31 protein-coding genes, 2 tRNA genes, 1 other RNA gene and 1 pseudogene are annotated in these 26,345 nt (G+C 71.3%); 21 read left to right on the top strand and 14 right to left on the bottom strand.

Features of this window, described 5'->3' with window-relative positions:
• Positions 1-68: 68 nt before the first annotated feature.
• The 5 genes from ACQP1P_RS45250 to ACQP1P_RS45230 all read left to right on the top strand — a co-directional run bounded on the left by ACQP1P_RS45250 (position 69) and on the right by ACQP1P_RS45230 (position 3,120).
• On the top strand, positions 69-1,202 hold the full coding sequence (locus ACQP1P_RS45250) for a hypothetical protein (RefSeq protein WP_433081156.1): 1,134 nt from the start codon (positions 69-71) through the stop codon (positions 1,200-1,202).
• 22 nt (positions 1,203-1,224) lie between these two features.
• Positions 1,225-1,734, top strand: a complete 510-nt coding sequence (locus ACQP1P_RS45245; RefSeq protein WP_433081155.1) for a hypothetical protein — start codon at positions 1,225-1,227, stop codon at positions 1,732-1,734.
• 47 nt (positions 1,735-1,781) lie between these two features.
• On the top strand, positions 1,782-1,949 hold the full coding sequence (locus tag ACQP1P_RS45240) for a hypothetical protein (RefSeq protein WP_433081153.1): 168 nt from the start codon (positions 1,782-1,784) through the stop codon (positions 1,947-1,949).
• A gap of 155 nt (positions 1,950-2,104) precedes the next feature.
• Positions 2,105-2,629, top strand: coding sequence for a tRNA adenosine deaminase-associated protein (locus ACQP1P_RS45235; RefSeq protein WP_433081151.1), 525 nt, complete (start codon positions 2,105-2,107; stop codon positions 2,627-2,629).
• Between the two features lie 20 nt (positions 2,630-2,649).
• Positions 2,650-3,120, top strand: coding sequence for a nucleoside deaminase (locus tag ACQP1P_RS45230; RefSeq protein ID WP_433090399.1), 471 nt, complete (start codon positions 2,650-2,652; stop codon positions 3,118-3,120).
• Here ACQP1P_RS45230 and ACQP1P_RS45225 read toward each other — a convergent pair.
• Genes ACQP1P_RS45225 through ACQP1P_RS45210 form a run of 4 tightly spaced genes read right to left on the bottom strand, consistent with a single transcriptional unit; the run spans position 3,034 to position 6,022 of the window.
• Positions 3,034-3,549, bottom strand: coding sequence for an acyl-CoA thioesterase (locus ACQP1P_RS45225; RefSeq protein WP_433081149.1), 516 nt, complete (start codon positions 3,547-3,549; stop codon positions 3,034-3,036). The genes ACQP1P_RS45230 and ACQP1P_RS45225 overlap by 87 nt on opposite strands.
• Positions 3,549-4,178 (bottom strand): TetR/AcrR family transcriptional regulator, encoded by a 630-nt coding sequence (locus ACQP1P_RS45220; RefSeq protein ID WP_433081147.1) that lies wholly within the window; start codon positions 4,176-4,178, stop codon positions 3,549-3,551. The genes ACQP1P_RS45225 and ACQP1P_RS45220 overlap by 1 nt, the downstream gene beginning before the upstream one ends.
• Positions 4,179-4,220: 42 nt before the next feature.
• A complete protein-coding gene (locus ACQP1P_RS45215) occupies positions 4,221-5,369 on the bottom strand; it encodes a sensor histidine kinase (protein WP_433081145.1) in 1,149 nt (382 codons plus the stop codon).
• The gene (locus ACQP1P_RS45210; RefSeq protein ID WP_433081143.1) at positions 5,366-6,022 is read right to left on the bottom strand and encodes a response regulator transcription factor; all 657 of its coding nucleotides are present in this window, start codon (positions 6,020-6,022) and stop codon (positions 5,366-5,368) included. The genes ACQP1P_RS45215 and ACQP1P_RS45210 overlap by 4 nt, the downstream gene beginning before the upstream one ends.
• An 88-nt stretch (positions 6,023-6,110) precedes the next feature.
• Here ACQP1P_RS45210 and ACQP1P_RS45205 point away from each other — a divergent pair, with 88 nt between their 5' ends.
• The 5 genes from ACQP1P_RS45205 to ACQP1P_RS45185 are packed head-to-tail and all read left to right on the top strand — an operon-like array spanning position 6,111 to position 9,565.
• Complete coding sequence (locus ACQP1P_RS45205; protein WP_433081141.1) at positions 6,111-6,608, top strand: hypothetical protein; 498 nt, start codon at positions 6,111-6,113, stop codon at positions 6,606-6,608.
• On the top strand, positions 6,605-7,633 hold the full coding sequence (locus ACQP1P_RS45200; RefSeq protein WP_433081139.1) for a peptidoglycan-binding protein: 1,029 nt from the start codon (positions 6,605-6,607) through the stop codon (positions 7,631-7,633). The genes ACQP1P_RS45205 and ACQP1P_RS45200 overlap by 4 nt, the downstream gene beginning before the upstream one ends.
• A complete protein-coding gene (locus ACQP1P_RS45195; RefSeq protein WP_433081137.1) occupies positions 7,630-7,758 on the top strand; it encodes a hypothetical protein in 129 nt (42 codons plus the stop codon). The genes ACQP1P_RS45200 and ACQP1P_RS45195 overlap by 4 nt, the downstream gene beginning before the upstream one ends.
• Entirely contained in the window at positions 7,755-8,405 is a 651-nt protein-coding gene (locus ACQP1P_RS45190; RefSeq protein WP_433081135.1) for an ABC transporter ATP-binding protein, read from the top strand. Before ACQP1P_RS45195 ends, ACQP1P_RS45190 begins: the two co-directional genes overlap by 4 nt.
• Positions 8,402-9,565 carry an ABC transporter permease gene (locus ACQP1P_RS45185; RefSeq protein WP_433081133.1) on the top strand — a complete coding sequence of 388 codons (1,164 nt, stop codon included), beginning with the start codon at positions 8,402-8,404 and terminating at the stop codon, positions 9,563-9,565. Before ACQP1P_RS45190 ends, ACQP1P_RS45185 begins: the two co-directional genes overlap by 4 nt.
• A gap of 232 nt (positions 9,566-9,797) precedes the next feature.
• Here ACQP1P_RS45185 and deoD read toward each other — a convergent pair whose 3' ends face one another.
• On the bottom strand, positions 9,798-10,505 hold the full coding sequence (gene deoD, locus ACQP1P_RS45180; protein ID WP_433081131.1) for a purine-nucleoside phosphorylase: 708 nt from the start codon (positions 10,503-10,505) through the stop codon (positions 9,798-9,800).
• 67 nt (positions 10,506-10,572) lie between these two features.
• Here deoD and ACQP1P_RS45175 point away from each other — a divergent pair.
• Positions 10,573-10,659 (top strand) — tRNA-Ser (locus ACQP1P_RS45175).
• A 63-nt stretch (positions 10,660-10,722) separates the two neighbouring features.
• On the opposite strand, the pseudogene ACQP1P_RS45170 reads toward ACQP1P_RS45175, so the two are convergent.
• Positions 10,723-11,169, bottom strand: a pseudogene (locus tag ACQP1P_RS45170) (tyrosine-type recombinase/integrase); the annotation flags it as partial.
• Between ACQP1P_RS45170 and ACQP1P_RS45165 the strand changes: the two are divergent.
• Positions 11,147-11,797 carry an HAD family hydrolase gene (locus tag ACQP1P_RS45165; RefSeq protein ID WP_433081129.1) on the top strand — a complete coding sequence of 217 codons (651 nt, stop codon included), beginning with the start codon at positions 11,147-11,149 and terminating at the stop codon, positions 11,795-11,797. The pseudogene ACQP1P_RS45170 and the gene ACQP1P_RS45165 overlap by 23 nt on opposite strands.
• A 518-nt stretch (positions 11,798-12,315) precedes the next feature.
• On the opposite strand, the gene ACQP1P_RS45160 is transcribed toward ACQP1P_RS45165, so the two are convergent.
• Together ACQP1P_RS45160 and ffs are read right to left on the bottom strand one after the other, a co-directional pair.
• Positions 12,316-14,964 carry a DNA polymerase III subunit gamma and tau gene (locus tag ACQP1P_RS45160; protein ID WP_433081127.1) on the bottom strand — a complete coding sequence of 883 codons (2,649 nt, stop codon included), beginning with the start codon at positions 14,962-14,964 and terminating at the stop codon, positions 12,316-12,318.
• 89 nt (positions 14,965-15,053) lie between these two features.
• Positions 15,054-15,147: signal recognition particle sRNA small type (ffs, locus tag ACQP1P_RS45155), an RNA gene on the bottom strand.
• A gap of 54 nt (positions 15,148-15,201) precedes the next feature.
• On the opposite strand from ffs, the gene ACQP1P_RS45150 reads away from it, so the two are divergent.
• The 5 genes from ACQP1P_RS45150 (at position 15,202) to ACQP1P_RS45130 (ending at position 17,891) form a co-directional block, all read left to right on the top strand.
• Positions 15,202-15,286: transfer RNA gene (locus ACQP1P_RS45150), tRNA-Ser, on the top strand.
• 349 nt (positions 15,287-15,635) lie between these two features.
• The gene (locus tag ACQP1P_RS45145) at positions 15,636-15,908 is read left to right on the top strand and encodes a hypothetical protein (protein ID WP_433081125.1); all 273 of its coding nucleotides are present in this window, start codon (positions 15,636-15,638) and stop codon (positions 15,906-15,908) included.
• Between the two features lie 322 nt (positions 15,909-16,230).
• A complete protein-coding gene (locus ACQP1P_RS45140) occupies positions 16,231-16,461 on the top strand; it encodes a DUF6232 family protein (RefSeq protein ID WP_433081123.1) in 231 nt (76 codons plus the stop codon).
• 265 nt (positions 16,462-16,726) lie between these two features.
• Positions 16,727-17,638 carry a helix-turn-helix domain-containing protein gene (locus tag ACQP1P_RS45135; RefSeq protein ID WP_433081121.1) on the top strand — a complete coding sequence of 304 codons (912 nt, stop codon included), beginning with the start codon at positions 16,727-16,729 and terminating at the stop codon, positions 17,636-17,638.
• 70 nt (positions 17,639-17,708) lie between these two features.
• A complete protein-coding gene (locus ACQP1P_RS45130; protein ID WP_433081119.1) occupies positions 17,709-17,891 on the top strand; it encodes a DUF397 domain-containing protein in 183 nt (60 codons plus the stop codon).
• On the opposite strand, the gene ACQP1P_RS45125 is transcribed toward ACQP1P_RS45130, so the two are convergent.
• Complete coding sequence (locus tag ACQP1P_RS45125; protein WP_433081117.1) at positions 17,888-18,121, bottom strand: DUF397 domain-containing protein; 234 nt, start codon at positions 18,119-18,121, stop codon at positions 17,888-17,890. The two genes, ACQP1P_RS45130 and ACQP1P_RS45125, sit on opposite strands and share 4 nt — an antisense overlap.
• A gap of 128 nt (positions 18,122-18,249) precedes the next feature.
• Complete coding sequence (locus ACQP1P_RS45120; protein ID WP_433081115.1) at positions 18,250-18,723, bottom strand: DUF6232 family protein; 474 nt, start codon at positions 18,721-18,723, stop codon at positions 18,250-18,252.
• 290 nt (positions 18,724-19,013) lie between these two features.
• On the opposite strand from ACQP1P_RS45120, the gene ACQP1P_RS45115 reads away from it, so the two are divergent.
• Together ACQP1P_RS45115 and recR are read left to right on the top strand one after the other, a co-directional pair.
• Positions 19,014-19,334 (top strand): YbaB/EbfC family nucleoid-associated protein, encoded by a 321-nt coding sequence (locus ACQP1P_RS45115; RefSeq protein ID WP_350619114.1) that lies wholly within the window; start codon positions 19,014-19,016, stop codon positions 19,332-19,334.
• A gap of 12 nt (positions 19,335-19,346) precedes the next feature.
• Positions 19,347-19,940 carry a recombination mediator RecR gene (recR, locus tag ACQP1P_RS45110; protein WP_433081113.1) on the top strand — a complete coding sequence of 198 codons (594 nt, stop codon included), beginning with the start codon at positions 19,347-19,349 and terminating at the stop codon, positions 19,938-19,940.
• Here recR and ACQP1P_RS45105 read toward each other — a convergent pair.
• From ACQP1P_RS45105 to ACQP1P_RS45090, 4 genes are all read right to left on the bottom strand, one after another.
• Entirely contained in the window at positions 19,937-20,143 is a 207-nt protein-coding gene (locus ACQP1P_RS45105) for a hypothetical protein (protein ID WP_433081111.1), read from the bottom strand. The genes recR and ACQP1P_RS45105 overlap by 4 nt on opposite strands.
• A 233-nt stretch (positions 20,144-20,376) precedes the next feature.
• Complete coding sequence (locus ACQP1P_RS45100) at positions 20,377-21,054, bottom strand: HNH endonuclease family protein (protein WP_433081109.1); 678 nt, start codon at positions 21,052-21,054, stop codon at positions 20,377-20,379.
• Between the two features lie 85 nt (positions 21,055-21,139).
• The gene (leuA, locus tag ACQP1P_RS45095; protein ID WP_433081107.1) at positions 21,140-22,846 is read right to left on the bottom strand and encodes a 2-isopropylmalate synthase; all 1,707 of its coding nucleotides are present in this window, start codon (positions 22,844-22,846) and stop codon (positions 21,140-21,142) included.
• Positions 22,847-23,004: 158 nt separating this feature from the next.
• On the bottom strand, positions 23,005-23,784 hold the full coding sequence (locus tag ACQP1P_RS45090; protein ID WP_433081106.1) for a hypothetical protein: 780 nt from the start codon (positions 23,782-23,784) through the stop codon (positions 23,005-23,007).
• Positions 23,785-23,945: 161 nt separating this feature from the next.
• On the opposite strand from ACQP1P_RS45090, the gene ACQP1P_RS45085 reads away from it, so the two are divergent.
• Both ACQP1P_RS45085 and ACQP1P_RS45080 read left to right on the top strand, forming a co-directional pair.
• Positions 23,946-25,211 carry an aspartate kinase gene (locus ACQP1P_RS45085; protein ID WP_433081102.1) on the top strand — a complete coding sequence of 422 codons (1,266 nt, stop codon included), beginning with the start codon at positions 23,946-23,948 and terminating at the stop codon, positions 25,209-25,211.
• A gap of 11 nt (positions 25,212-25,222) precedes the next feature.
• Positions 25,223-26,281, top strand: a complete 1,059-nt coding sequence (locus ACQP1P_RS45080; protein WP_433081100.1) for an aspartate-semialdehyde dehydrogenase — start codon at positions 25,223-25,225, stop codon at positions 26,279-26,281.
• The last annotated feature ends 64 nt before the right edge of the window (positions 26,282-26,345 follow it).

The raw sequence follows: 26,345 nt of genomic DNA, 5'->3' as shown, positions 1-26,345 counted from the left end.
GCCGCCGAACGCCTCATGCGAAGCGGTTCATTCCTGTTCGTACGACTACATCCCGTTACCGTGCGTTCATGCGACTTATCCCTTTTGTGGCGGCTGCTGTCGCGGCCGTCGCCGTGCTCACCGGCGGCATCGCGAGCGCGGCCGGAGTCGAGCGGAGCCCGAGCGTCTCCCCGCAGTTCGACGGCCCCGTCCACACCATCGCCTACCTGGGCGGAACCGTCTACGTGGGCGGCTCCTTCGGCAACGCGATCGTGGGCGGGCGCAGCGTCGCCCGGTCGCGCCTGGCGGCCTTCGACGCGCGCACCGGGGCGCTGCTGGACTGGGCCCCGAAAGCGGACGACACCGTGCGCGCCCTGGTCGCCGACGGTCACGCTGTGTACGTGGCGGGTGACTTCTCACGCATCTCCGGCGCCAAGCGGGACTCGCTCGCGAAGCTGGACGCGAGCTCGGGCGCCGTCGATGCGTTCAGCCACGCGATCGCCGGTTCGCCGGTGGCCCTCGCGGTCCGGGGCGGGCGACTGTACGTCGGCGGCCGCTTCACCCAGGTCGACTCCTCCCGGCGGGCCAACCTCGCGGCGTTCGACACGGCCACGGGCGCGCTGGACGCCCGGTGGACCCCCACGACCGACGACGCCGTGGAGTCGCTCGCGGCCGGGACGGGCCGGGTGTACCTCGGCGGCTCCTTCCACCGGACCGGCAACGTCTCGAACTCGCCGCGCCTCACCGCCGTCGACCCCGTGACCGGCGCGCTCGACAAGGGCTTCCTGCCGCGCCCCGAGGCCGTCGTGCACTCCGTGGCCGTCGGCGCCGACGGCACCGTCTACGCCGGCATGGGCGGGCAGGGCGGCCGGGCCGCGGCCTACTCGCCCGACGGACGGCAGCGCTGGCTTCGGGTCTTCGACGGCGACGTGCAGGCCGTGGCGGCGCTCGGCGACGTGGCGTACGTCGGCGGGCACTTCGACCGCGCCTGCAAGACCGCCCGCAACGGCAGCCAGGGCGCCTGCACCGACGGCTCGCTCAGCCGGGTCAAGCTCGCCGCGGTGGACGGCTCCGGCCGCCTGCTGGACTGGGCGCCGCAGGCCAACGGCGTCGTGGGGGTGCGCACGCTGGCCGCCGCCGAGCCGCTGCGCCAGGTGGTCGCCGGCGGCGAGTTCACCATGGTGGCCGGGGCGAGCTGGAAACGGCTCGCGGTCTTCGGCTGACGCACCGGGCTAAGCTGCAGATGTGGCAGTGAGCGAGTCGCAGTGGAAGGAGCCGGGCGGTCCCGCCGCGGCGACCGCCCCGCCCGGCCCCTGGCCGGGTGCCATGGGGCCGCCGGTCGTGGGGCCTCCGCCGCGCCTGAGCGCGCAGCCGCCGGCCTCCCGGCCCCCGACCCCCGCCGCGGCCTACGGGGCGTGGCAGGGCGCGCTGAAGCCGCCCGTGTTCAAGGTGAGCCAGCCCCGGCCGACCTATCGGGAGCCGCTGCCCGCCCGCGGCCAGATGGTCGCGCTGGGCGGCGCCGCGGGCGCGGCCTGGATGCTGCTGTTCGGGCTGCTCATGAACTCCTCGGCCCGCGCCTACGTGTGGACGACCATCGTCGCCGCCTTCGTCGCGTGGGGGGCGGCCGCGATCCTGGCCCGCTTCGGCGACCGGGGCGTGGCGGTGGGGGTGGCCGCCGCGAGCGGCGTCGCGCTGGCGATCGCCGGCATGCTCGTCGCCTACCGTCTAGCGGGCGGCGACTGGCTGTTGTGGTGAAAAACGCTCTCTTGACGAGCGTTGCGACGAGGATCACGCTCAGCGACATGGCTTTGAGGCTGCAGCGGCTCGACCCCGAGCGGCGGCGACGGCGGCTCGCGCTGCTCGTCGAGCTCGCGGACGCCAAGGCGCTCCGCGAGCGACTCCACCCCCGCCGGGTGCGCGCCGACCGCCTGCGCGAACTCATCGCCAACCGGCGCCGCATCGCCGGCTGAGTCCCCCTGTTCGGTCCTTCGGCCCGTTCGCGTTCACCCGGACGGACGCAAGGAGAGGACGACTCGCCGAGGCGGACTCGGGGCCCCTTTGCCAGCAAGGCGCAACCCGCTCGAATAGTGTTCACGCGTACCGACGAGCACCGACCGGGGGGACCGTGTCGCACTTCGCTGCCGCTGTCACGCGCGGCGCTGAGGGCTGGGCCGCAGCCGAGCTCGACCTCAGCGGTGTCGCCGACATCGAAGAGATCACCGATCGTCTGCGTGACGCCGATCCGGAGGCGTCCGTCTCGCTGCTGTTCGTCGAGTCCGACGACGCCTACCTCGCGATCCTGCGCCTCGACGAGGGTGAGGACCTGCGGGTCTTCGGCTCCGACCAGGTGTTCGCCGAGGACTCGCGGCTGGGCGCCATCCTGCTCGGCGACATCGAGGAGCAGCTGCCCGAGATCGCCGACGCCGATGCCGACGAGGCGGACGAGGACGACGAGGAGGAGGACCGGCCCTCGGCCGAGCCCGACGTCGAGCCCGTCGGCGACCCCGAGCTGCTGGCCGACCTCGGCGTGTCCGGCGGGCGGCTGCTGGAGCTGTGCGCCCAGGAGGGCATGCTCCCGGCCGACATCACGGCGGAGATCTGCCAGGCCGTCGGCGCCGGGGACGAGATCGAGGAGCTGCGCGAGGCGTGATCCGCCGGTGGGAGACGGCCATGCGCCGCGCGCTGGAGGTCGCGGCCGGCGCGGGGGCCGACGTTCCCATCGGGGCGGTGCTGCTCGGGCCGGACGGTGCCGAGCTCGCCGCCGCGCACAACGAGCGCGAGCTGACCGGCGACCCGACCGCGCACGCCGAGATGCTGGTGCTGCGCCGGTCGGCCAAGACGGACGGCTGGCGGCTCGAGGACTGCACGCTCGTCGTCACCGTCGAGCCGTGCACGATGTGCGCGGGCGCGATCGTGCTCGCCCGCGTCGGGCGGGTCGTCTTCGGCGCCTGGGAGCCCAAGACGGGCGCGGTCGGCTCGCTGTGGGACGTGATGCGCGACCGGCGCCTCACCCACCGCCCCGAGGTGATCGCCGGGGTGCTGCCGGACGAGGCCTCAGCGCTGCTGCGCGAGTTCTTCAGCGACCATCGCTTGCGGGACGGTCGCTTGCGGGACGGTCGCCTGCGGGACGATCGCCAGTAGCGGCCGGGCCGCGCTCCGGGCCGCCTCGGTCCACGGGGCCGGGCGCAGCGTGACCGGGTCGAGCTTCACGTTGACCCGCCGGCCCTCCGCGTGGACCGTGGCGCCGTCGGCGGAGAGGATGCGGAAGCGGTACACCGCGCTGCTCTCCCCGAGCGACTCGAGCCAGAAGTGCACGCCGATCTCGCCCGTGCCGCGGACCGGGGCCCGGTAGGCGATCGAGTACTCGGCGACGGCGTGCACGGCGTCGGGGGTCGAGGGCCGCCCGCCCGCGAACGAGACCCCGCGCTCGGCCCACCACCGCGACAGCGCGCGCTCCAGGAAGACCGCATACCGCGCGTTGTGCACGATCCCCATCGGGTCGAGGTCGTCGAAGTGCACCGTGAACGGCTCCACGTGCCCGAACAGGTGCCCAGCAAGGTGACCGGACATCACGCCTCCGGAAGTAGTTGTGGTCGAGGGCTCAATCCGCGCAGCCGGCCGAGCGCGGCGGCGCGCGCGTGTTCGTAGACGTTGCTCGCCGGCCGCAGCCGCGACTCGTACACGGCCGCCGTGCCGTGCGCGTTGAGCTCGAAGGACAGCTGCTGCGGGTCGGTGTCCGGGGCCAGCTCGCCCAGCTCGACGGCCTCGGCGATGAGCCGCTCGAGCAGCGTGTGCCAGCGCTCCAGGGCCGCGGCGAGCCGCTGCTGCACCGAGCCGGGCCGGCCCACGAACTCGAACTGGGCGATGCCGAAGAAGCATCCGCCCGGCAGGTCGCCCGAGGCGATGTCGGCCAGCCGGAGCTCGTGCAGCGCCCACAGCCGGCGCACGCCCCGCGGCCGGTGCAGGGCCGGGCGCACGACGCGCTCGGTGAAGCGCGCCTCGGCGTGGTCGGCCGTGGCGAGCTGCAGCTCCTCCTTGGTGCGCCAGTGCGCGAAGAGGCCGGACTTGCTCACCCCGAGGCGCTCGGCGAGCTGGTTGAACGACAGCCCCTCGAGGCCGGACTCCGTGGCCAGCACGACCGCGGCGTCGAGGGCGGCGGTGCGGGAACGCTCGCCGCGCGCCAGTCGGCCGTCAGTCATGCTCAGACGGTACCAACAAAAAGTGCGATCGATCGGATTGTTTTATGTGGGCAGGGTCACCGTGACGCGGAGGCCGCCGCCGGCGCGCGGCTCGGCGTCGGCCGTCCCGCCGTGCGCGACCGCCACCGAGCGGACGATCGACAGCCCCAGCCCGGTGCCGCGGGCCGAGCCCGTGCGGGACCGCAGTCTCCGGAACGGCTCGAAGAGGCCCGGGATCTCGTACGCCGGGATGACCGGCCCCGTGTTCTCCACGACGAGCCGCGCGCGGTCACCGGCCCGCGTGGTCGTCACCCAGACCTTCCCGTCCGGCACGTTGTACGCCAGCGCGTTGTCCACCAGGTTCTGCACGACCCGCTCCAGCAGCACCGGATCGCCGACGACGACCGCCGGCTCGAGCTCGGCCGAGACCTCCGGGCCGGAAACCACCGGGTCCGAAACCACCGGGTCCGAAACCACGTGCCTCGCCACCGAGGCCAGGTCGACCCGGTCGTGCACGGTCAGCGGCTGGTCCGAGGCGACGAGCGTGAGCAGCCCGTCGATGAGCCGCTCGTGCCGGGCGTTCACGGCCAGCAGCGTCTCGCCCAGCTGCACCACCTCCGGCGGCGGGTCCGGCCGGCCGAGCGCCACCTCGATGAGCGTGCGGTTGATGGCGATCGGCGTGCGCAGCTCGTGGGAGGCGTTGGCGGCGAACCGGCGCTGCCCGTCGAAGGCCTGGTCGAGCCGCTCCAGCATCGAGTCGACGGTGTCCGCGAGCTCCTTGATCTCGTCCCGTGGCCCGCGCATCGCGATCCGCTCGTGCAGGTTGCCGCCGGCCACCCGCCGGGCCGTCTCGGTGATCCGCTCGACCGGCCGCAGCGCCCGCTCCGCGACGAGCCAGCCGAAGCCGACCCCGATCACGGTCACCAGGCCGAGCGCGATCGACCCCTGGGTGACGAGCGCGTCGAGGGTGGCCTGCTCGACCTGGTCCTGGCGGGCCTGCAGCTGCTGCACCAGGTCGAGGAAGCGCCGCTGGTCGACCCCGAGGGTCTGACGCACCTCGGGCGGCAGGTCGTCGAGCTTGACGTTCGAGTTGCGCTGGTGGATGTTCTGCTGGACCAGCAGGTAGGTCACGCCGAGCAGCAGCACGCCCCCGGCCAGGAACAGCGCGCCGAACAGGGCGGTCAGGCGGACGCGGATGCGCAGGTGCTTCACGGGATCTGGTACCCCACTCCGGCAACGGTCTCGATCACGGGCGGATCGCCCAGCTTGCGGCGCAGCGTCATCACGGTCACCCGCAGCACGTTGGTGAACGGGTCGATGTGCTCGTCCCAGGCCCGCTCCAGCAGCTGCTCGGCCGAGACGACGGCGCCCCCGGCCCGCAGCAGCTCCTCCAGCACCGCGAACTCCTTGCGGGTCAGCCCCACGTAGTGCCCGGCGCGGAACACCTCGCGCCGGTTCGGGTCCAGCCGCAGGTCGCCGCGCTCCAGCACGGGCGGGGCGGCCGCGCGGGCACGCCGGCCCAGGGCCCGGACCCGGGCCGCCAGCTCGGTGAACGCGAAGGGCTTGCCCAGGTAGTCGTCGGCGCCGAGGGACAGCCCGGCGACCCGCTCGGCCACGGCCGAGGCCGCGGTGAGCATGAGGATGCGGGTGCCGGGCAGCCGCGCGCTCACCTGGCGGCAGACCTCGTCACCGTCGACGCCGGGCAGGTCCCGATCGAGAACCAGCACGTCGTACTCATTGACGCCCAGCCGTTCCAAGGCCCCCGAGCCGTCGTAGGCGACGTCGACCGCGAACGACTCCCGGCGCAGGCCCTCGGCGACGGCGTCGGCCAGCAGCTGCTCGTCCTCGACCACCAGCACTCGCATCCCCTCATGGTGCCCGCCGCGGCCGTAAGGCGGGGATAAGCGCCGGTGCTGACGCCCCCCTTACGGCCGCGCGCCTTGACTGGGCCGCATGAAGAAGCTGCTGGTTCTGCTGAGCTGCGCGCTGCTGTTCGGGTGCTCGTCGAAGCCGTCCGGCCCGTCGGTGGCCTCGGCCGACGGGGGCACCGCGAAGCCCTCGGCCGCGGTCGACAAGGCGGTCGACAAAGCCGAGGCCAACCGTCAGTTCGCGAAGTGCATGCGCGAGCACGGGATCGACGTGCCCGATCCCGGCCCCGACGGCAACATCCAGTTCGACCCGAACGCGACCGGCGGCGACCGGAACAAGGCGGTCTCGGCGGCCTCGGCCTGCCAGCGGTACCTGCCCAACGGCGGGACCCTCGAGAACCTCTCGCCGCAGCAGCTGGAGCAGGCGCGGGCCTTCGCCAAGTGCATGCGCGAGCACGGGGTCGACATGCCCGACCCGGACCCGAACACCGGCGTCTCCGCGATCCTCAACAGCGGACTGGACTTCAACTCGCCGACCTTCAAGGCCGCGGCCGAGGCGTGCAAGAGCGTGGTGCGGCGGTGAAGCGTCTGTTGTGGCTCGTGCCCGTGCTCGTCGTGGCGGGTGCGGCGGCGTACGTCGGCCTCAACCGTCCGGCACCCGCGACGAGCGCGGCGCCGGCCCCGAAGACCGCTACCATCACCAAGGGCACGCTCACCGCGACCGAGACCGTGGACGGCACGCTCGGCTTCGGCGATCCGGTGACGGTCAACGGCCGCCTGCCCGGCATCGTCACCGGGCTGCCGGCCGAGGGGTCCACGGTGCGGCGCAACGAGGTGTTGTACCGCGCCGACGGCCGCCCCGTCGTGCTGTTCTACGCCGCGGCCCCCTTCTACCGCGCGCTGAAGCCGGGCGACGAGGGCGAGGACGTGCGCGCGTTCGAGGCCAACCTCGCCGCGCTCGGGTACAAGGGCTTCACCGCCGACGACTCGTTCACCGGGGCCACCGCCGACGCCGTGCGCGACTGGCAGTCGGACCTCGGGCTGCCGGAGACGGGAACGGTCGAGCTCGGCCGGATCGTCGTCGCGCCCGACGCCGTGCGCGTGGGCGAGGTCAAGGCGCACCTCGGCGACAACGCGGCCGGCCCGATCCTGCAGTGGACGGGCTCGACCCGGCTGGTCACCGTCCAGCTCGACGTGACCGAGCAGCGGCTCGCGGCCGTCGGGGCCGATGCCACGGTCAAGCTGCCGGACGACCGCGAGGTGCCGGGGAAGATCGCCGCGATCGGGGCGGTGGCCACGGCCTCCGTGCAGAACAACCAGACCAGGGTGACCGTCGACGTGACAGTGACCGTCGCCGACCAGGGGAAGCTGGGCACCTACGACGCGGCGCCGGTGACCGTGACCCTGGTGTCGCAGCAGCGCCCGGACGTCCTCATCGTGCCGGTCGGCGCGCTGGTGGCACTGGCCGAGGGCGGCTACGGGCTGCAGGTCGTCGACGGCGGTACGACTCGCATCGTGGCGGTGTCGACCGGCCTCTTCGCCTCCGGGCGCGTCGAGGTCTCCGGCCCCGGCCTGACCGCGGGCCTGACGGTCGGAGTCGCCGGATGATCGCGCTCGAGGCGGTCCGGAAGGTGTACCCGGGCGGCGTCGTCGCCCTCGACGACGTCTCGCTGCGCGTCGAGGTCTCCGGCCCCGGCCTGACCGCGGGCCTGACGGTCGGAGTCGCCGGATGATCGCGCTCGAGGCGGTCCGGAAGGTGTACCCGGGCGGCGTCGTCGCCCTCGACGACGTCTCGCTGCGCGTCGAGGCGGGCGCGCTGGTCGCCGTCGTGGGACCGTCGGGCTCGGGCAAGTCGACGCTGCTGCACCTCATCGGCGCGCTGGACGTGCCGACGAGCGGCACCGTGCGCATCGACGGCCGGGACGTCTCCGCGCTCTCCGACGCCGGCCTGTCCCGGCTGCGCGCCACGACCATCGGGTTCGTCTTCCAGCAGTTCCACCTCGCGCCGGGGCGCTCGGCGCTGGACAACGTCGCCGACGGGCTGCTCTACGCGGGCGTCGCCCTCGCCGCCCGCCGCCGCCGGGCCGCCGCCGCACTGGAGCGCGTCGGCCTCGGCCATCGCCTCTCGCACCGCCCGCACGAGCTGTCCGGCGGCGAGCGGCAGCGGGTGGCGATCGCCCGGGCGGTGGTCGGCTCGCCGCCCCTGCTGCTCGCCGACGAGCCCACGGGCAACCTCGACAGCGCCGCCGGGGCCGAGGTCATGGCGTTGCTGCGCTCGCTGCGGGACGCGGGGACGACCGTCGTGGTGATCACTCACGACCGGGAGATCGCCGATTCGCTGCCGCGGCAGATCGCGCTGCGGGACGGGCGGCTGGCATGAAGTTCCCGGACATCGTGCGGCTCGGCGCGGTCGGCCTGCGGACCCGGCCGCTGCGGGTCGTGCTCTCCGCGCTCGGGATCGCGATCGGCATCGCCGCGATGGTCGCGGTCGTGGGCATCTCGACCTCCAGCCGCGCCGAGGTCGACCGCCGCCTGGCCGCGCTCGGCACCAACCTGCTCACCGTCGGGCCGGGCAAGTCGTTCTTCGGCGACGCCTCCCACCTGCCCGAGGAGGCCGAGGCCATGGTCGCGCGCATCGGGCCCGTCACCACCGTGTCGGCGACCGGGCGGGTCACGTCGGCGCACGTGTACCGCACCGACCGCATCCCCTCCTCGGAGACCGGCGGCATCGCGGTCCTCGCGGCGCGCACGACGCTGCCGGGCACGGTCGGCGCGAACGTCCGCGCCGGCACCTGGCTCGCGGCGCCGACCTACCCCACCGTGGTCCTCGGCTCGCGCGCGGCCGAGATCCTGGGCCTGACCGACGGCCTGGGCCTGAACGTGTGGCTCGGCGGGCACTGGTTCACGGTGGTGGGGATCCTGGATCCGGTACCGCTGGCGCCCGAACTGGACTCCGCCGCCCTGATCGGCTGGCCCGTGGCCGCGTCGGTGCTCGGCTTCGACGGCTACGCGACGACCATCTACAGCCGCTCGCGCGATGACGCCGTATCGTCCGTGGCCGACGTGCTGGCCGCGACCGCCAACCCCGCCGCGCCGAACGAGGTGCAGGTCTCCCGCCCCTCGGACGCGCTGGCGGCGAAGGCCGCGACCGACCAGGCGTACACCGGGCTCCTGCTGGGCCTGGGCGCGGTGGCCCTGCTGGTCGGCGGCGTCGGGGTGGCGAACACAATGGTCATCTCGGTGCTGGAACGACGCTCGGAGATCGGTCTGCGGCGCGCTCTGGGCGCCCGGCGGCGGGACGTTCGAGCCCAGTTCCTCGCGGAGTCCTTGCTCCTGGCCGGCCTGGGCGGCTTCTTCGGCGTGCTGCTGGGCCTGCTGGTGACGGAGTCCTATGCGGCGTGGCGCTCGTGGCCGGCGGTGTTGCCGCTCTGGGCTCTCGTCGGCGGGTTCTTGGCCACGGTGGTGATCGGGGCTGGGGCGGGGCTGTATCCGGCGATGCGGGCGGCTCGCCTGTCGCCTACGGCCGCGCTGGCGTCCTGATGTTGTGATGCTGTGGGGGCCCTGGCCGGCTCTTTCCGGACGGTGCCCCTGGCGTCGCTCGTCTTCTACGACGGCGGTCTCCGCGTGCTCGTCTTCTACGACGGCGGTCTCCGCGTGGCTCGCCTTCTGCGACGGCGGTCCTCGCGTCGCCTGTCTCCTGCCGCCTGGTGTAGATCCGATATGTCGGGCGCTCCGCGCCACGACATATCGGATTTATACATTATGCCCGGTTTTACTGGATGATCGTCTTGAGCGCGATCTCGACCATCTGCGAGAACGTCTGCTCGCGCTCCTGCGCCGTGGTGCGCTCGCCGGTCTTGATGTGATCCGAGACCGTGAGCAGCGTGAGCGCGCGGGCGTTGTAGCGAGCCGCGATCGTGTAGAGCGCCGCGGACTCCATCTCCACCGCGAGCACCCCGTAGTCGGCGAGGCGGTCGTAGAGGTCGGGCCGGTCGGTGTAGAACGCGTCGGCGGCGAGGATCGGCCCGACGCGCATCGAAACCCCCTGCTCCGCGGCGACGTCGACGGCCGTGCGCAGCAACCCGAAGTCCGCGACGGGCGCGTAGTCGATGAGCCCGTCGAACCGCGCGCGGTTCATGTTGGAGTCGGTGCTGGACCCGATCGCGGCCACGACGTCGCGAAGCCTGAGCTCATCGCGGATCGCCCCGCAGCTGCCCACCCGGATCAAGGCCTTGACCCCGTAGTCGTTGATCAGCTCGTGCGCGTAGATGCTTGCCGAGGGCATGCCCATGCCGGACCCCTGCACGGAGACCTCGACACCGTCGTACGTCCCGGTGAACCCGAGCATGTTCCGTACGGTCGAGTAGCAGCGGGCATCCTTGAGGTACGTTTCGGCGATCCACTTGGCTCGCAGCGGGTCCCCAGGCATGAGGACTCGCTCGGCAATCTGACCCGGCTCGGCGCCGATGTGCGTGCTCATAGGCTGATCCTGCCAAACGGCGAGCCCCCGCGCGGATGGCCCCGGGGAGTCAGGTAACCTCATCGGCGGTGGCGTGTCCGAGTGGCCTAAGGAGCACGCCTCGAAAGCGTGTGAGGGTTTACGCCCTCCCGGGGTTCGAATCCCCGCGCCACCGCACCTGGCCAGCAAGAACGCCCGGCGACTCTGAGTGAGTCACCGGGCGTTTTCGCGTGCGGTCTCAGTTGGCGTCGTCGGCCTCTTCGGGAGGTCGCCACAGGAGCCCCCCGACACGCTTCGCCACGTCTCGCCGCACCTGACCCGTGATGTGCGGGTACCGCTTCGCCATGGCCGAGTTGGATCAGCCCATGATGCCCATCACCGCCCGCTCAGCCACTTCGAGGATCAGGAGCACGGTGGCCGCCGTATGCCGGGCTTCGTGCAACCGGCCGTCTCGTAGCCCGGCCGCCTTGAGTAGCCGCTTCCACTCGTCGTAATCCGTTCGGGGGTTGAGCGGGCCGCCGGTCGGTGTGGCGAACACCCACCCGTCATCGGTCCACAACTGCGCGGCCTTGCGCCGGTCGGCGGCCTGGTCGACTTCGTGCTGCCGCAGCAGCGAGACGAGCTGCTCCGGCAGACCGATTCGGCGGCGGCCGGCGCGCGACTTGGTGTCGGCCGCCTCGGCGCGGATCGACTGCCGCGATGCAACGCTGAGCCGGCTCCTTGCCGGCCGCGGGCCGCTGCTCCTCGATTTCGACGGGCCGGTGTGTGCGATCTTCGCCGGACACCCCGCGCTCAGCGTCGCCGATGACCTCCGCGCGCTGCTTCACGCCCAGGGCGTGACGCTCCCGGAGGAGTTGCTCGGCACCGCCGATCCGCTGGAGCTTCTCCGGTGGGTCGGCACGCTGCGGCAACCCGAGGTCACGCGCGCGGTCGAGGATGCTCTGTGCGCGGCCGAGCTACACGCGGTCCGATCCTCGGCGCCTACGCCGTACGCCCGGGAGGTCATTGTGGCTGCCCGCAAGGCCGGCAAGCCGATCGCCATCGTCAGCAACAACTCTGCCGGCGCGGTCATGGAATACCTGACCGCGAAACGGCTTGCGCCGTACATCACCTCCGTGATCGGGCGCGCCTATGCCGATCCGGCCCGAATGAAACCCAACCCCGAGCCGATCCTGCACGCCGTGTTCGACCTCGGCGCCGAACCGAGCGACTGCGTGCCAAGCGCGGTCCCAGTCGCCGTCGCGTTCGCCCACGTCCGCCGACGTTTCGGGTCGTCCGGCTCACCGTCCGAGTCAGCCCCTACACACCGGTGACCACGCCTGGACGGAAGAGGGCAGACCTCGGAAGCGAATGATCGTTTACGCCCTCCCGAGGGTTCGAATCCCAGCGCCACCGCCGGCGGCCAGCAGAAACGCCCGGCACCTCCGCAAGGGGGCAGCCGGGCGTTTGGCTTTTCGTCTCAGCCCCGTCGCCGCAATACGCGCCGGCGGCTCACACCAGCGTGGCCGCTACGCGGTGCGTCCATCCAGGCACCGCAGGATCGTGTGTCAGAAGAAGCGCAGATGCGGCATGAGCCTGCGGGCAGCCTCGACAATCGATCGAGCCCCGATGTGCGCCTCCTTCGCCTCGGCCGGAGTGGTGCCGACCTCCTGGGCGGATGGGTACTCCAGCGGTGGCGCGGACGTGCGGCCCGAGTCGAAGTCCGCGGGTGCCGGGGGATCGCACAATATCGAGGTCCGCCCTGCGGTCGCTGGGTCGAGCTCGCAAGCGCTTCATGGGCATCGCGCCGGCCGGCCCGTGAGCCCGGCGGGTGTGGTTCAGCGGCGTGGAGCTAGCTGCTGATCTCGGTGATCTTCTCGGCGCCGAACGTCTCCATCAGCAGCCGAACCGCCGCCTCCTCGCTCGTCTCCCGCACCTCCGACGCGTCGTCGAGCAGTTCGTCGCCGGGGTCCAGGCCAGGAAAGCGCGGGTCGGCGACCGGAGAGTCGTACTCGGGGTCGAACGGAGGCTCGTCCGCCGCCGTGCCGTCCCAGGCCGAGTTGCCCCCACGTGCCGCAGGCTGGCCTCCGACCGCCGCGGCCGGCCCGGCGTTGGGGCCCGCCGGGCGCCGAGTGCCGCCGGCCGCGGCCGCCGCGGCCCGACTGGCGGCCTCGCGGGCCTTCTCCAGGGCGCTGGAGCCGCCCTGCCGCGGGCGGGCGGGTGCGGCGGTGTTGGGGCCGCCCGTTGTCGCCGTGTGCCCGCTGGAGACGGACGCGGCCGGATTTGGGGCGGCGTTTCCGGCATATGCGGACGAACTGGACGCGGCGGGCGCCGTGGGAGGGGCCGCGATGACGGGGGGTGCCGACACGGACGAGTGGGCGGGCACGGTGCTCGGCGGCTGGGGGGCGACCGCCGGCGGCTGGGAGACGGTGACGGGCGCCGGTGGGGTCGCCGGAGTCGGCCAGTCCTCCGCCGGGGCGGGAGCGGCCGCCACCGCGCCGCCCGGGACCGCGGCGACCGGCCATTCCTCATCGGCGGCCGAAGAGGCGGTGGCGACAGAAGCGGAGGGAGACGCGGCCCGGGAGGCGCCGACCGGCTGAGGAGCGCTCTGGGAACGGGCCTGCTGCGGCGGTGCGCCGTACGACTGGCCGCCGCCCGGACCCGAGGGCGGGCCCGACGTCGGGGCCGAGGGGCCGGAGGGCTGGGGCGTGGGCTTCGGGGGCGCGGGGCGGTTGCCGCCGCCTCCGCCGCCCGGCTGGCCGCCCACCTCGCAGCGCACCTGCCAGCGGCCGCCCAGCAGCTCCTGCAGGGCCTTCAGCAGCACGTCCGGGGAGGCGTTGAGCATGTCGGCGTGCGTCGAGTACTTGAAACCGAGCACCAGCGTGGTGCCCTCGACGTCCTGGACCGTGGCCTCGCGGATGATGGCGCCGGCCTTCTTGCTCTTGTCGTTCACCAGGGCCAGCAGGTCGGGCCAGACCCGGCGGATCGCCTCGGCGTCCATGCCTCCACCGCCGCTGTGCACCGGAGCGGCCGCAGCCGGTGGGGCCGCAGCGGCAGCCGGGGGCGGAGGCGTGGGTGCGGGCGAGGGCGCGGGTGCGGGCGAGGGCGCGGGTGCGGGTGCCTCGGACCAGGTGCTCGGAGGCGTCGGCGCCACGGGCGGGGCGACATTCGAGCGGGCGTCGCGGATGTAGTCCAGGCCCCGGTTCCCGCCGTCGGCCGATGCCGGGGATGGAGCCGGAGCGGGCGACGCGGGTGCGGCGGAGACGGGGGCAGCGGCGGGAGCAGAGGCGGCGGCGACAGGGGCGGCGACGGGAGCGGGGGCAGCGGCCGGGACGCCGCCGGCCTGGAGGCGACGCTCCATGCGCTCCAGGCGCTGCAGAAGGGCCGAGCTCGAATCGTCCGCGCCCGGCAGGAGCATGCGTGCGGTGATGAGCTCGAGCAGCAGGCGCGGGGCCGTGGTGCCGCGCATCTCGGTGAGGCCGTTGTGCACGATGTCGGCGAAGCGCGAGAGGGTGGCCTGGCCGAGCTGGGAAGCCTGCGCGCCCATGCGGTCGAGCTGGTCGTGCGGGGCGTCCAGCAGGCCCTTCTCGACGGCGTCGGGCACCTGCTGCAGGACGATCAGGTCGCGCAGGCGCTCGAGGAGGTCGGAGGCGAAGCGGCGCGGGTCGTGGCCGGCCTCGACCACGCGATCGATGACGCCGTAGGCGCCGCGGCCGTCGTCGGCGGCCAGGGACTCGCACATCTCGTCGATGAGGGCCACGTCGGTGACGCCGAGCAGGGCGACCGCGCGGTTGTAGGTGACGCCGTCCTCGCCCGCGCCGGCGATGAGCTGGTCGAGCACCGACAGGGTGTCTCGGGCGGAGCCGGCGCCGGCACGGACGACCAGCGGGAAGACCGCGGGCTCGACCTTCACGCCCTCCGCGGCGGTGAGCTGTTCGAGATAGGGCCGCAGGACCCCCGGGGGAATCAGCCGGAAGGGGTAATGGTGGGTCCGGGACTTGATCGTCCCGAGGACCTTCTCCGGCTCGGTGGTCGCGAAGACGAACTTGACGTATTCCGGCGGCTCCTCGACGAGCTTGAGCAGCGCGTTGAAGCCGGCCGAGGACACCATGTGGGCCTCGTCGATGACGTAGACCTTGAAGCGGCTCGACACCGGGGCGAAGAACGCTCGCTCGCGCAGGTCGCGCGCGTCGTCGACGCCGCCGTGGCTGGCCGCGTCGATCTCGATGACGTCGATCGAGCCGGAGCCGTCGGGTGCGAGGTCGCGGCAGGACTGGCACTCGCCGCACGGCTCCGGGGTCGGGCCGCGCTCGCAGTTGAGGGAGCGGGCCAGGATGCGGGCGCTGCTCGTCTTGCCGCAGCCGCGCGGGCCGGAGAAGAGGTAGGCGTGGTTGAGTCGTCCGGAGCGCAGCGCCTGCGACAGCGGCTCGGTGACGTGTTCCTGGCCGATGACCTCGGCGAACGTCCGAGGCCGGTACTTGCGGTAGAGCGCGAGCGCCACCAGCGGTCCTCCGTTCGACTAGAGCCGGGACCACCGTACTCCCGACCACCGACACTTTCCGGCGGGCGTCACGCGGGCGGGCTCGGATATGAAACACCGCTCGTGCACCCGACAGAGCTCACTTATCCTTGCTGCCTTCCGGCCCTGGGGAGGTTCATGAGGTGTCGCCGCACGAGCGGCTTACGGACCACAATACCCGGTGCGCGAACCCGGCGAGCGATGGGTATCCTGGCGCACGGAGGATTCGCCTAGAGGCCTAGGGCGCACGCTTGGAAAGCGTGTTGGGATAAAACCCTCACGAGTTCGAATCTCGTATCCTCCGCCGGTTCTACCAGGCGAAACGCCGGGCTACCGCTCAACGGGGCCCGGCGTTGTCGCTCCTGGCGCGAAGGCCGCAGATGGCGCACAGCCGAGTGTGGCGAGCGTCTCATGCCCTGATGTGCTCGCGGCGCGCGCGGCGAAGCCCGGCGCCGCGACCCGCGCCGGCCCGACGCCGCACTCCCGGGAAGACCGCACACCCGGAACACATCACTCCCGGAACCACATGACTCCCGGAACGACATCCGCCGGACAGGCAAACGTCATGTCGCCATCTGCGATATGGCAGGTCAATGCCTTCTCCGGCGTGACACCGCGTGCGACCATCTGATTACTTGTCGGAGGGGGCAGCGATGTTCTACCGGAGTTCGGACATCCTGATCACCAGCACGCACGTGGTCGTCCTGCACCCGCGGGAGCTGCGCTACCCGCTCGAGCAGATCATGTCGCCGTATGTCGTGAGGCACGGCCGGGGGGCCGGCTTCCGGGCGGGGCACGAGATTCGCGCGCGCCTCGGCTCGGCCGACGTGCGTCTCTTCTACACCACCGATCGGGCGGCGTTCGGCGCCGTGCGCAGGGCCCTGATCCGCGCCCTGGAGTTCCGCACCGACCCGCTGCCGATCTGACGCGCCCGCTCGGACGCCGCCGCGCAATGCAAGCGGCTTTCAGGCAACCTGCGATATGGCAGATTGAGAGCTAGCGCACAGGCATGCGGCCATGCAACCATCGAAGGAGAGCCACGAGGGGGCGAGTGGCGGAAACGCAACAGCGCCCGGCGGTCACCGGGCGCTGTTCTTGTTGCGGCCGCCACTTCGGTCACGCGGAGCGGCAGCATCGATACCTGATGTCATCCTTACCGCACGACCGGCCCCTTGAGCAAGGCCGAGGGGAAGGGAAATGCGAATGTTTTATCAAGGCCCCGACCTGATCGTCACCACTGATCACGTCGTGATCTTGCATCCGGCACCCGTGCAGTACCGCCTGGACTTTCTCGAAGGCGTCTACGTGCTGCAGCATCCGCGCTCCGGCCGCTCCCGCCCGTCCCAGGAGATCCGCGCCCGGTACGGCCTGCAGGACGTGCGGCTGTTCCACAGCACCGATCGGCAGACCTTCGGCCAGGTCCGCCGCGCCCTGATCCGTGCGCTGGAATGGCGCGACCGCACCGGCGCGGCGAGCTGACCACTTTCGCCGGATCGTGACTCTACTGTCCGGTAGGTAACGATCCGGCGAATCTGCCATATCACCGATTGCCGTATGGCCTCTGGGTCCTACACTGGGCCACGGCCCGAGCGGGCCACCCGAGTGAGCGACCATATTTCCCGACACGGCGGGGTATGGCACGACTCGGTTCTTTTCATGTCTTACCCAAACGCCTCGACCAGGCGCGTAGGCTGAACCACGCTTTGCGATATGGCTACTAGGCATACGTCCAACGAGGGACACGATGAGTTCGGGTGACGCGCCCGCGGCTGCTCGCCGGAAGGTTCGGCTGGCGATCAAGGACGCCCGCTCCCGAAAGGGAGACACCCAGTCTCAGGTCGCCGAGGCGATGGAGTGGTCCCTCTCCAAAGTGATGCGGATCGAGTCCGGCGAGGTCACGATCTCCGCGAACGACCTGCGCCCGCTGCTGTCCTATCTGGGCATCAAGGACCGCGACACCGTCGAGGATCTGATCCAGGCGGCCAAGGCCTCCAAGCGGCAGCGGAAGCAGTGGTGGGACGACCGGCGTTATCAGGACATGCTGACGCCGGCCCTGCGTCAATTGATCAGCTTCGAGGCCGAGGCGACCGTGATACGGAGCTTCGCGCCGGCGGCGATCCCCGGATGGCTGCAGACCGAGGCCTACGCCCTCGCCGTGACCAGCGGCTTCGTGGGCGACCTGACCGATGACGAGATTCGCACGCGCGCCGAGATCCGGACCGCGCGTTGGAAGGCGCTGCGCGATCGCGCCCCGCGCCCCAAGCTTTTCGCACTGTTCGACGAGTCGGTACTCCTGCGCCGGTACGGCGGGGCCGAAGCGCTCGGTGAGGCATTGTCCGCGGTCAGTTCGGCCATTGCCGAAGGCTGGCTCAACGTGCGCCTCCACCCGCTTTCGAGTCCATATCCGCCTTTCGGTCAATACGACCTGCTGTACTTGTCGAGCGAGGACAACAGCCACGCAGTGTTGTACCGAGAGAGCTATACCATCGACGAAATCGTCGACGATTCCGTCCGCATTGCGCGACACCGCGAGGGCTGGGATCGGATGTGGGATGCCTCGATCGGGGAAGTCGAATCGGCCCGGAGGATAGCCGCCGCCGCGAAGGCCCCCGCCACCGCGGATTTCTGGCCGGCCGATGAAGGATCTTCGGCCTGACGCCGAAGGACCCGACCGGAGGCGAGTGCCTCCCCGTCAGAAACCCAGGTGAACCATGCACGAATCGGCCATGCCACGCGTCTTCCGCCGCAGCTCCTACTGCGGCAACACGACGTGCGTCGAGGTCGCCACCGCGAATGATGTGCTCGTTCGCGACGGCAAGAACCCCGGCGAGGCGGTGCTCTCCTTCGAGTCCGGCCCGTGGCGGGCGTTCGTGGCCGGCGTGAAGATCGGCCAGTTCGACCGCGGCTAGGCCTTGCCGGCCGTCAGACTCGCGATGAAGGCCCGCCAGTCGTCGGGGTTGAATTGCAAGCGCGCCGCATCCGGATGCTTGCCATCCCGGATCAGAACCGAATTCGCGCTGAATGCGACTTCCACGCACGCCTGGTTGCCGCAGAAACGGGACCTGCGCCATTCGAGGGCTTTACTGTTCTCGGCCATCGGGTCGGCCTCCTCAAACCCTAGGACGTGAACCTTCAGCATACGGAGCGCGTTGCACAACGACACGTCAGTATGCAAGGTTGGCCCATGAATGCATATATCCGGCAAACCGGGCAACGGGCGTTGCCCGCGGGACTACGAGTCCCGCGGGCAGGTTCTGGGGCCACCCCTCAGAGCAGGGAGTTCAGCCTCCTGTAGGCATCGGCGTAGCCGGTGCGGTCGAGGCGCTCCACGTTGGCCGCGTTCGCCGCGAAGGCACGCATCAGGCTGCGCCGCACGCGCAGCAGGGTAATCGCGTTGCTCGATGCGAAGAGGGTGACGCCGGCCCCGCCGTAGCTGGCGCGCAGGAGCCACACGACCGGGGTGAAGATGCGGATCGCGCGGCCCGTGAGCGGAGGCACGGACAGCACGGCCGCGGCGATGACGTATTGACCGGCGCCGTCGGTGAGCGTCATTGCGGCCGCCGCCCCCACGGTGACCAGGGCGCCCGCGACGAGGAGTACCATTCGTCCGGGGCGACCGTCGTGCTCCACACGCAGATCTTCGAGGGCCTCCAGGTCGAACACCTGGGGCTCGGGTTTCCAGATCGCGTAGACATCATCAGTGATGACGATGTCGTGACCTTGATAGAAGACGGTCGGCATCGGTTCCCCCCTTAGCCTCGTCAAACAGTATGAGTCGGCTGCGTCACAGATCGCCAGACCACAAAGTGCCATATCGCAACCTGCGAAACTCCCACTCGCCGTGCCTCTGTTGTCACCCAGGGTGTCGTCGCCGGTGAAGCTCAACCTAGCGTGACCGGGCCCAGCGACGTGGGCAAATGGAATTTCCGCTGGCGGGTCGGCTCGGAAGCGGACGCTCGGCAGGCCCTAAGCTTTGATTGAAGAATCCGACCATGAAGGAGCGCTCTGTGCGGCCCGGTGGACAGCCCAACCTGCAGCAGATGATGAAGCAGGCCCAGAAGATGCAGCAGCAGATGGTCGCCGCGCAGGCGGAGTTGGCCGAGGCCGAGCTCACCGGGACGGCCGGGGGCGGGCTCGTCACGGCGACCGTCAAGGGGACCGGCGAGGTCGTGTCGGTGAAGATCGACCCCAAGGCGGTCGACCCGGACGACGTCGAGACCCTCGAGGACCTCGTCGTCGCGGCGGTGCACAACGCGGCCCAGGCCGCCCGTGATCTGACCGAGCAGAAGATGGGCCCGCTGACCGCCGGGCTCGGGGGCCTGGGCGGCGGGCTCGGGCTGCCCGGCTTCTAACGGGCGACCGGCGTGTACGAAGGCGCCATCCAGGATCTGATCGACGAACTCGGTCGCCTCCCCGGGGTCGGGCCGAAGAGCGCGCAGCGCATCGCGTTCCACGTGCTCTCGGCCGACCCCGCGGACGTCAAGCGCCTGGCCCAGGCGCTGCAGCGGGTCAAGGAGCTCGTGCGGTTCTGCACGCGCTGCTTCAACGTGGCCGAGGCCGAGCTCTGCCGGATCTGCCGCGACCCGCGCCGCAGCGACGAGGTCTTCTGCGTGGTCGAGGAGCCCAAGGACGTCGTGGCGATCGAGCGCACGGGGGAGTTCCGCGGGCGCTACCACGTGCTCGGCGGCGCGATCAATCCGCTCGAGGGCGTCGGCCCCGACAGCCTGCGCATCCGCGAGCTGATGACGCGCCTGGCCGAGGGCACGTGCAAGGAGCTCATCCTCGCGACCGACCCCAACACCGAGGGCGAGGCGACGGCGACGTACCTCGCCCTGCTGGTCAAGCCGATGGGCCTCAACGTCACCCGGCTGGCCAGCGGCCTTCCCGTCGGCGGCGACCTGGAGTACGCCGACGAGATCACCCTGGGCCGCGCCTTCGAGGGCCGACGGGCGGTCTAGCCCTCGGGGCGGTTGAGGATCCCGGCGACGACGGCGTGGACGGCCGCCAGGTCGGCCGGGTCCTTCAGCGTGCCCTTGGCGCCCGTCACTGAGTACCATTCATCGGCGTCTTTGTATTGGACCTTGACGACGAAGGCCCCGTCGGCGCCGATCTCGGACTGCAGGGTCAGCTCCCCGGTCACGACTCCGACCTCGTCGGTCATGACCCCGCCCGGGCCGGCCACGATGTCGGTCCGCGGCGCCTCCGAAGAAGCCGGCGCCTCCGAAGATGCAGGTACCGAGGTGGAAGCAGGCGCCTCGGTGGAAGCGGCCGCCTCGGTGGATGCCGAAGCGGCCGGTGCCTCCGAAGGAGCCGAAGTCGGTGGAGGAACCGGGTCAGCAGCCGGGGCCGAAGCGGGTGGGTTCGTCTCCGTCATCCGGTTCCTCCAGAAGCGCATCAGCAGGTCGCCAGCATGTCCGAGAGCGCGGTCTTCTCCGCGGTCGTCACGGACAACTTGTAGTAGGACTTCACTGTTACCCAGTCGGTGGCGTACGTGCACCAGAACGCGTGGTTCGGCGGCTTCCACGTCGACGGGTCCTGGTCACCCTTCGACCGGTTCGACTGGAGACTGACCGCGAACAGCTGCGGCCGGGTCAGGTCGTTGGCGAAGTCCTTGCGCTGCTCGTCGGTCCACTTCGCGGCGCCGGAGCGCCACGCGGCCGCGAGCGGCACCATGTGATCGATGTCGAGGGACTGCGGGTCGGTCAGGTCCTTGTCGTCGTACGGGCTGTGCCAGGAGCCCGCCGTGATCTTGCAGTCGGCGGTGGCCTTGACGTTCTTGCCGTCTCGCTTCAGTACGACGTCGCGCGTGTCGCAGCCGTTCCCCTGGCTGATCCAGTGCGTGAACTTCTCGCGGCTGTAGCCGGACATCGAGGCGGCCGTGGCGACGGTCAACGTGTCCAGCGACGCCTTCGCGTTGCCACCCCCGCCGCCGGAGCCGGTGTTCGTGCCCGTGTCCGAGGAGCCCGTGGCCGAGCCGGGGGTGGAGGAGACGTCGCAGCTACCGGCGCCGGTGAGCACCGTGGCGAGCGCTAGAGCGATGAGAACGGCCTTGCCGTTGGTGGAGGGGCGCACGCCCCCTACTGTGCGGCATCAATGCGAACAAGTGTTGGAGGACCCGCCCGTGTCGATCGCCACGGGCGGGTCCGATAGGCGACTGTCAGCCCCGGTTGGCCGCGCTGAGCACGGCGCGCAACGAGGCCGTCACGATGTTCGCGTCGATGCCGACGCCCCAGTACGTCCGGCCGTCGACGGAGCACTCGACGTACGCCGCCGCCTGCGCCCCTTCGCCCGACGTCAACGCGTGCTCGGCGTAGTCCAGCACCCGCACGTCCACGCCGACGTCGCCCAGGGCGTGCACGAACGCGTCGATGGGCCCGTTGCCGGTCGCGTGCACGCTGCGGGCCTGCCCGTCGACGGTGATCTCGGCCTCCAGGGTGACCTTGCCGTCGACCGTGCTGGCCTCGTACGACGTCAGCGTGAACCGCCGGTCCGAGAAGTACTCGCCCGCGAAGAAGTCCCACATCTGCTGCGGGTTGACCTCGCCGCCCTCGTCGTCGGTGTGCCGCTGCACGACGCCCGAGAACTCGATCTGCAGCCGGCGCGGCAGGTCCAGGTGGTGCTCGGACTTCATGACGTACGCGACGCCGCCCTTGCCCGACTGCGAGTTGACCCGGATGACGGCCTCGTAGGAGCGGCCCAGGTCCTTCGGGTCGACCGGCAGGTAGGGCACGCCCCACGTGAACTGGTCGACGTCGACCCCGGCGGCCGCCGCGTCGCGGTTGAGGGCCTCGAAGCCCTTCTTGATCGCGTCCTGGTGCGAGCCGGAGAACGCGGTGTAGACCAGGTCACCCGCGTACGGGTGGCGCTCGTGGACCGGCAGCTGGTTGCAGTACTCCACCGTGCGCTTGATCTCGTCGATGTCCGAGAAGTCCACCTGCGGGTCGACGCCCTGCGAGAACAGGTTCAGCCCCAGGGTCACCAGGTCGACGTTGCCCGTCCGCTCGCCGTTGCCGAACAGGCACCCCTCGACCCGGTCGGCGCCGGCCAGCAGGCCCAGTTCGGCGGCCGCGACCGCGGTGCCCCGGTCGTTGTGCGGGTGCAGGGACAGCACGACCGACTCCCGGCGCGGCAGGTTGCGCGACATCCACTCGATGGAGTCGGCGTAGACGTTGGGCGTGGCCATCTCCACCGTCGCCGGCAGGTTGACGATCAGCGGGCGGTCCGGCGTCGGCTGCAGCACCTCGATGACCGCGCTGCAGACCTCCAGCGCGTAGTCCAGCTCGGTGCCGGTGTAGGACTCGGGGGAGTACTCGTAGTAGATCTCGGTGTCCGGGGTGATCGCCTCGGCGTACTTCTGGCACAGCCGCGCGCCCGTGGTGGCGATGTCGGTGATCCCGGCCCGGTCCAGGCCGAACACGACCCGCCGCTGCAGCGTCGAGGTCGAGTTGTAGAAGTGCACGATCGCGCGGCGGGCGCCGACCAGCGACTGGAAGGTGCGCTCGATCAGGTTGTCCCGGCACTGGGTCAGCACCTGGATCGTGACGTCCTCGGGGATCAGGTCCTGCTCGATCAGCGTGCGTACGAAGTCGAAGTCGGTCTGCGAGGCGGCCGGGAACCCGACCTCGATCTCCTTGTACCCCATCCGGACCAGCAGGTTGAACATGCGCCGCTTGCGCTCGACCGACATCGGGTCGATCAGGGCCTGGTTGCCGTCGCGCAGATCCACGGCACACCACCGGGGCGCGACCGTGACCTCGTTCGCGGGCCATTGCCGGTCGGTCAGCGGGATCGGGAACTGTTCGGAGAACGGCCGGTAGCGGTGAATGGGCATACGGCTGTTGGTCTGACGGGCGATATCGGACATGCTTTCCTGCTCCTGGGTTGTCGCGCACGATGCGCGGAAAGGTCTGGGGAAGTCAGACCGGCAGGAGCGCGGACGCGCGCATCATCCCCGCGACGAGGTGCCGGCCTGTCGGGCCCCGTCGCGGCGACGAAGAAGAAGCGTCTGCCACATGTCAAGCCCTACCCTACGGGCTTTGCCGACGCGGCGCCACTGGGTACGCCACTGGCCGCGGGCGGCGGGGGCGGCGGGGCCGACGTGCCCAGCGGCGCGCCGTCCGCGACCGGGCCGGGCAGCGAGATCGTCGCCGGGGCGGCCACCACCTCACCCGTGAGCATCAGCTGGCCGAACGGCAGCCGCGCCGCGGTGAGGATGCCGTTGTCGTTGTAGCAGAAGGTGCCGGGGTCGATCGGGGGTGCGATCGCGGTCACACCGGGCTCGACGGCGAAGCACGGCGCCGAGGTGCCCGCGAGCGGCTCGGCGGGCGCCACCGACAGCGGGATCTGCCGGTCCAGCAGCACGTCGAGCCAGCTGACGAAGACGTACTGCACCCGCGGATCGATCGCCGCGGGCAGCTTCTTGCCGGCCGCCGCGACCTTCACACAGCTGCCGGAGGGGTTGATCTGGCACTGGTACTGCCCCTCGGGCCGGCTCGCGATGGCCACGTCCGCGGTGCCGCCCAGCGCGCCGCCCTGGATGTCGACCCGCCAGGTCCGGTCGGAGGCGATCGACACCAGGACCGAGCGGGGCGCCTTGCCCTGGACGGTGAGCGTGTACGCGGCGACGTACCGCTGGTCCTTCGCCACCGCCACGCGGGCCGCGAGCAGTCCGCGCGGGTCCGGCTGGGCCGGCAGCGGGGTGCCGGCCGGGGTCGTCGTCGAGGTCGACGGCGGGCCGCCCGAGGAGCTGCACCCCGACAGGAGCAGGCCGGTGAGCACGGCCATCGCCGTGCCGGTGATCACAGTGATCGGATAATGGCCGACCCGTCGCGGAAGCACCCGCGTATTCTCGCCCGGCGGAGCGGCCGGATCGTGGAACGCCACTCCCGGCGGGCATCCCACCCCGGTACGCTCGGCTGCGTTGACCACGTGTTGACCTTGCCCTGGAAAGGAGCTCGACGGCGGTGGCGCTGATTGTGCAGAAGTATGGCGGGTCTTCCGTCGCCAACGCCGAGCGCATCAAGCGCGTCGCCGAGCGCATCGTCGACACGCGCAAGGCCGGCAACGAGGTCGTCGTGGTCGTCTCGGCCATGGGCGACACGACCGACGAGCTCCTCGACCTCGCGTCGCAGGTGAGCCCGGTCCCCGCCGGTCGCGAGCTCGACATGCTGCTGACCGCCGGTGAGCGCATCTCCATGGCGTTGCTCGCGATGGCGATCAACAACCTCGGGTACGAGGCCCGCTCCTACACGGGCAGCCAGGCCGGCGTGATCACCACGTCGACGCACGGCCGGGCCCGCATCATCGACGTCACCCCGGGCCGCCTGCGCAGCGCGCTGGACGAGGGCGCGATCGCGATCGTCGCCGGCTTCCAGGGCGTCTCGCAGGACACCAAGGACATCACCACGCTGGGCCGCGGCGGCTCGGACACCACCGCCGTGGCGCTCGCCGCCGCGCTGCAGTCCGACGTCTGCGAGATCTACACCGACGTCGACGGCATCTTCACGGCCGACCCGCGGGTCGCCAAGAACGCCCGGCACATCAAGCAGATCACCTACGAGGAGATGCTCGAGCTGGCCGCGTGCGGTGCCAAGGTGCTGCACCTGCGCAGCGTGGAATACGCGCGGCGGTTCTCGCTGCCGATTCACGTGCGTTCCTCGTACTCAACCGCCAACGGCACCATGGTCACCGGATCGATGGAGGACCTTTCCGTGGAGCAAGCGCTCATCACCGGCGTCGCGCACGACCGCAGCGAGGCGAAGATCACGATCGTCGGCGTGCCCGACCAGCCCGGTGTCGCCGCGCGGATCTTCCAGACGGTCGCGGCCGCGGAGACCAACATCGACATGATCGTGCAGAACGTGTCGACCGAGGGCACCGGCCGCACCGACATCTCCTTCACGCTGCCGAAGACCGACGGCGCCGCCGCCAAGGCCGCGCTCGAGCGGATCAAGTCCACCGTGGACTACAAGTCGATCCTGTTCGACGACCACATCGGCAAGGTCTCGCTCATCGGCGCCGGCATGCGCTCCAACCCGGGCGTCGCGGCCAAGCTCTTCGCGGCCCTGGCCGAGGCCGGCGTGAACATCGAGATGATCTCCACCTCGGAGATCCGGGTCTCGGTCGTGTGCCGCGACACCGACCTCGATGTCGCCGTCCGGGCGATTCACGACGCGTTCGAGCTGGGCGGAGACGAGGAAGCCGTGGTGTACGCGGGGACCGGAAGGTAGGTTCGTCCTTCATGGGCGGTCTGCCGAGCCTGGCTGTTGTCGGGGCCACCGGGGCCGTCGGCTCCGTGATGTGTGAGCTGCTGTCGTCGCGCAAGAACGTGTGGGGCGAGATCCGGCTGGTCGCCTCCAAGCGCTCGGCGGGCCGCAAGCTCACCGTGCGCGGCGAGGAGCTGCTCGTCCACGAGCTGACCCCCGAGGTCTTCGACGGCGTCGACGTGGCCATGTTCGACGTGCCCGACGAGGTCTCCGCGGAGTGGGCGCCGATCGCGGTCGCGCGCGGCGCCATCGCGGTGGACAACTCGGCCGCCTTCCGGCTGGACCCGGACGTGCCGCTGGTGGTGCCCGAGATCAACCCGGAGCAGGTGCGCAACCGCCCGAAGGGGATCATCGCCAACGCGAACTGCACCACGCTCACGATGATCGTGGCGCTCTCCCCGCTGCACCGCGAATACGGGCTCAAGGAGCTCGTCCTCGCCTCCTACCAGGCCGTATCCGGCGCCGGCCAGAACGGCGTCGACACGCTGCTCGACCAGCTCGAGCGCGTCGGCGGCGACCGCACCCTGGGCTCGCGCTCGGGCAACGTGCGCCGGGCCGTGGGCGACGACCTCGGTCCGTTCCCCGCGCCGCTGGCGTTGAATGTCGTACCGTGGGCAGGCTCCCTCCGCGAGGCCGGATGGTCCTCGGAGGAGCTCAAGCTGCGCAACGAGTCCCGCAAGATTCTCGGCCTGCCCGACCTCAAGGTCTCGGCCACGTGCGTGCGGGTCCCCGTCGTCACCGGCCACTCGGTCGCCGTCCACGCGGTCTTCGGCACCGAGGTCGACGCGGAGGGCGCCCGCGAGGTCCTGCGCCACGCCCCCGGCGTGATCCTGGTCGACGACCCGGCCGCGGGCGAGTTCCCGATGCCGATCGACGCGGTGGGCACCGACCCCTCGTGGGTCGGCCGCATCAGGCGCTCGGTCGACGACCCGAGGGCGCTGGACTTCTTCGTGACGGGCGACAACCTGCGCAAGGGCGCGGCGCTGAACACGGCCCAGATCGCCGAGCTCCTCTCGGCCGAACTCACCGCCTGACCCGCTTTCCGCCGAAAAGTCGGGGGCTGCGCGCCGCGACTTTTCGGATTTTTCGCCTGCCGGG

This window comes from Dactylosporangium sp. CA-052675 (assembly GCF_050947935.1).
In the GTDB taxonomy this organism is placed as follows: domain Bacteria; phylum Actinomycetota; class Actinomycetes; order Mycobacteriales; family Micromonosporaceae; genus Dactylosporangium.
The sequence above is the reverse complement of the archived record's forward strand: the minus strand, read 5'-3'. Positions and strand labels throughout refer to the sequence as shown.